This is a genomic window from Chamaesiphon sp. OTE_20_metabat_361 (assembly GCF_031364565.1).
This window is the reverse complement of the sequence record NZ_JANLWO010000410.1, coordinates 1-4,283: the sequence shown is the minus strand read 5'-3', so window position 1 is coordinate 4,283 and position 4,283 is coordinate 1. Positions and strand designations below refer to the sequence as shown.

Here is a 4,283-nt window from a genome sequence, read left to right as displayed (position 1 = left end):
TTGTCGTATCATTCCAGAGAAATTTCTGCGTAACGAAGTAATCGATCCCGCCTTGCTTTAATAACTGCGGTAATTGCCAGCAAAATCCAAACGTATCCGGGAGCCATGCGACTTGAGTATGTGCGCCAAACCTCGACTGGTTGTATGCTTGTCCGTAGATAATCTGCCGCGCGATCGATTCTCCTGAAATTAGATTAAGATCTGGTTCGATCCACATTCCCCCGACGATTTCCCACTTACCCGCCTGCACCTGCTGACAAATCCCCGCAAATACTTCCGGCTGATTTAATTCCATCCACTCATACAATGCGGGCGTAGAATGACAAAATGTGAGATCGGGGAATAACTGCTGTAACTTCAATGCAGATCGAAACGTCCGCTCCGCTACCTCCCAAGTCTCCGCCACCTCCCACAACCACGCCATATCCAAATGAGCATGTCCCAACAATTGAATATTTCCTACCAAAATCTCTTCCCTAGAAGACTCCGCATGAAAAATCCCCTCTCGGGAGGGGTGCCCGTAGGGCGGGGTGGGTAGATCCCCGCCGCAGCCGATCGATTTAACCCGATTCTTAACGCCTGATACCTGCGCCATAAACCGACTACTACTCACCTCCAGTAAACCATAGTCAATCGTATCGATAATTTCTACCACTTCCCCCAACTTCTCTGGCTGAAAACTTGCCACCTGCTTTACCATCACCGCCAACTCATCCGCCAACCAACCCGGCTCGGGATATGCTCGATCTGCGGACTCAAAAATTAACCGAGAACGCATCAAAGCACCGATATCGTGCCCCGGACTCACCAATCGCAACCGCACGTCTACAGCCGTTCCCGGCACCGCTGCGGACATCAACAGCACGCGCGGACTGTGGTCGAATAAATCGCCTTCCTGCACCAATTCCCCATTGACAAATACCTGCGCCACCTCTGCCCACCAGGTAAAAGCCAACCGACAAGATAAACTTGTAACTGGATAACCCCCCACCGCCGCCGGAATCGTCAACTGTCGAGCCAGCCAAATCTCTTGTCTACCGCGCTCCCACTCGATTTGTCCTTTGTGATTGAGACGTGCGAGATCCCATTTGCTCGGATCTGTTGTTAGCCCACCCGCCAGACAGATCCGCCAATCAGCTAAAATATCGATCTGACTCAAATTCCGCAGTCTATCGAGTGAGATGAGTACAGAAGATACAAAACTTTGCTCGGAATCATTCATAGTTTCGCTAAAATCTTAGATATTTAAAAAAAGTCATTAATATCGATCGTGGGAGTGTCAGGATTCAAATACTACCCGGTTTGAGATGAGAGATTTCCAGTAGAGGATAGTATAAATATTTACAGTGGTAGAGCTAGTCTCAAAATTCAGCTAGTGGACGATACCAACTTTTCACAACCTTTTTAAAGCTGCCAACTTTTAACTAAACCCCATGTCTGGAAATTATCAAAGTCGAGTCTTCACTTTTATTAATAAACGTACCAACGAGTTAAAAAATAACTGTGCCAAGGGTTGGCGACATATCAAAGTGGCAGTAGTTTGGAGCGGTCAAGTCTTACTATATCCCATCCAATTACTGGCACAGACAGCTAAAATATTTCAACCCGAACTTCCTGCACCGCCGCAGCGGCGATCGCTGCCATTCCAGCCAGTACCCGATATTAACATCGAACAGGCACTGGATTTAGTTGCTGAGAGTGGCTATCCGATTGAGATTGCATTACCCACAGCTTTAGCAATCAAGCAGCAGTCTTCGATCGATCGACGAAAGGTAAATCTAACTACAGCCGCAAGAACGATCGCCGATGAAGATTACCTTCCTGAAGAGTGGGATTGGGACGAGCGTAGCCTTCATAAATCTCATCAAGTTACCCGTAACAAGCCCATCGTCAGGGGATTGAGTTCGTTACTAATCGATCGACAATTAGTTCTAGTCACTACCGAAAACGAACTCCTCGATATTCTGACGCTCACTCAACAACAAGAAATTCGGCGCCGGATTGGGATGGATTTGGCAATCGATTGGCACCAATGGCATCATCAGCAATTGTCAACCGATCGTACCGATAAGCAACTTGCCACAGCAAAAAAATCTTTACTTCTAGATGGTAGTCCGATCGAGCAAAAATTACTAGCCGATCGAGATAATATCTCGCCAAATCTATCAGAGCGGTTACAAAATTGGTGGCGAGATTTAACTATTAAACCCTCAATGGAGATATCCAATTCATTAGCGCAGTTAGAACTAACTGAGCCGGACTTAGCCCCACAGTTGGCACCGAGCAGTTACTCTTTCACACCACAACCACCACGTAGCTCCAGATTTCTAGATTTACCACAATTACCGCCATTTATTGAGGAGGCACTTACACCCCAGCGCCATCGACCCGTTTTAGAAACTATTGCTCAACTTCAACCAAATTGGCTCAAGCAGTGGTGGAGTTACTATCGAGAATATTGGTATATTCCCAACAAAAGCGATCTAGAAATCATTCACCAGCCCTCAGAATTCCAACTAACACCAGTGGTACGGCAAAGCGATCTCAAAATTGAGACTGTGAGAAAAACTAAATTTAGAGCCACATCTAAACATCAGAGTTTACTCGGTCGAGGTACGGGTCAATTATCAAATCAAAACTACCACAATCTCGAATATCAGCCAGACTGGATCGAAGTAACTTCAGAACCGATCGGCTACAAAACATCCTTGCTTGCTAAATTATTAGTTTGGCTCGATCGCATCATGCTAAACATTGAAAACTGGCTGATTGAGATCTGGCGGTTGATAACCGATCGAACTATTAAAGATTGAGATAAATTTTTAGATGTTTTTGGTGCGTTACCCTGCGGGATAACACACTCTACCAGATGCTGATAAATAACGATCGAATGCTATTACTGCATCGATCGCCACAGATCGTAGCCCCTATGCTAGTATCCTGATAATTAGTACCTGCTAACTAAATGACACATATGGACTGGCAAGAGATTTCTGGGGGAGTGACTGCACCGAGAGGCTTCAGAGCAGCGGGGATTACAGCGGGGCTGAAAGCTTCTGGGTTGCCAGATCTAGCGCTGATTTTATCAGACGTAGATGCGATCGCGGCTGGAGTCTTCACCACCAGTCAGGTACGCGCCGCCTGTGTCGAATATTGTCGCCAACAACTTGCCATCAAACCCAGCGCGCGGGCGATATTGTGCAATTCGGGACAGGCTAATGCCGCCACGGGTGAAGCTGGCTGGGAAGATGCGATCGCCAGTGCGAACGCGCTCGCTAGTGCCCTCAATATCGCCCCAGAAGCGATCTTACTCGCCTCAACTGGGGTGATCGGTCAACGCATCAAAATGGATGCCTTAGTCGCCGGAATTCCGACCTTAGTCGCTGCGGCTAGTCATGAGGGTGGTGATGCCGCTGCTAAAGCAATTATGACCACCGATTTGGTGAGTAAATCGATCGCATTAGAAACCACAATTGGCGATCGTCCAGTTAGAATTGGCGGGATGGCAAAAGGTTCGGGGATGATCCATCCCAACATGGCAACCCTACTCGCTTTTGTGACTTGTGATGCTGCCGTATCGACCACATTATGGCAACAAATGTTAAGTCGGGCTGCCGATCGCAGTTTCAATCAAATTACTGTCGATGGCGATACTAGCACCAATGACACCCTGATTGCCCTAGCAAATGGCGAATCTCGCACGCCCGCGATCGTCCAACCCGGTGCCGAAGCTGATAAATTGGAAGCCATGCTCACCGCTGTTTGTCAATATCTTGCCAAATCGATCGCGCGGGATGGTGAAGGTGCCACCTGTCTGATTGAAGTCCGGGTATCGGGGACGACAACCGATCGCGATGCACGACAAATCGCCCGTGAAATTGCCGGATCTTCCATTCTCAAAGCTGCAATTTTTGGGCGCGATCCCAATTGGGGTAGGATTGCGATGGCTGCGGGCAAAGCTGGCGTCCCCTTCGACCAAAATAATTTGGCAGTACAGTTAGGCGAGATCCAATTGATGGCAAATGGACAACCTTTGACATTCGATCGAATAGCTGCTAGTAATTACCTCAAGGCTGCCAGTCAAGGCGAATACCTCAAAACCGATACAGTCCTCATCTCAGTCACCGTCGGCAATGGTAGCGGCAATGGCATCGCTTGGGGCTGCGATCTCAGTTATGACTATGTGAAAATTAATGCTGAATATACGACCTAATCGCATAATTTACAGCACTGCTATAACTTTTCAGACATCCTTTTAGCATCCGCAATTCTCAATTCTCAAT

Annotated in this window: 2 protein-coding genes and 1 pseudogene; 2 read left to right on the top strand and 1 reads right to left on the bottom strand. The window is 47.6% G+C overall.

Annotated elements, in window-relative coordinates; all coding sequences use genetic code 11:
* A pseudogene (locus RMO35_RS11955) lies at positions 1 to 1,222 on the bottom strand (alpha-mannosidase); the annotation flags it as partial.
* A gap of 211 nt (positions 1,223 to 1,433) precedes the next feature.
* Between RMO35_RS11955 and RMO35_RS11950 the strand changes: the two are divergent.
* Both RMO35_RS11950 and argJ read left to right on the top strand, forming a co-directional pair.
* Complete coding sequence (locus RMO35_RS11950) at positions 1,434 to 2,813, top strand: hypothetical protein (protein ID WP_309741463.1); 1,380 nt, start codon at positions 1,434 to 1,436, stop codon at positions 2,811 to 2,813.
* Positions 2,814 to 2,974: 161 nt separating this feature from the next.
* A complete protein-coding gene (argJ, locus tag RMO35_RS11945; RefSeq protein WP_396135657.1) occupies positions 2,975 to 4,213 on the top strand; it encodes a bifunctional ornithine acetyltransferase/N-acetylglutamate synthase in 1,239 nt (412 codons plus the stop codon).
* Positions 4,214 to 4,283: the final 70 nt, after the last annotated feature.

Excerpts from the sequence above, each read along its gene's own strand:
- RMO35_RS11950 (WP_309741463.1), top strand. The coding sequence starts at position 1,434 with ATGTCTGGAAATTATCAAAGTCGAGTCTTCACTTTTATTAATAAACGT.
- argJ (WP_396135657.1), top strand. The coding sequence starts at position 2,975 with ATGGACTGGCAAGAGATTTCTGGGGGAGTGACTGCACCGAGAGGCTTC.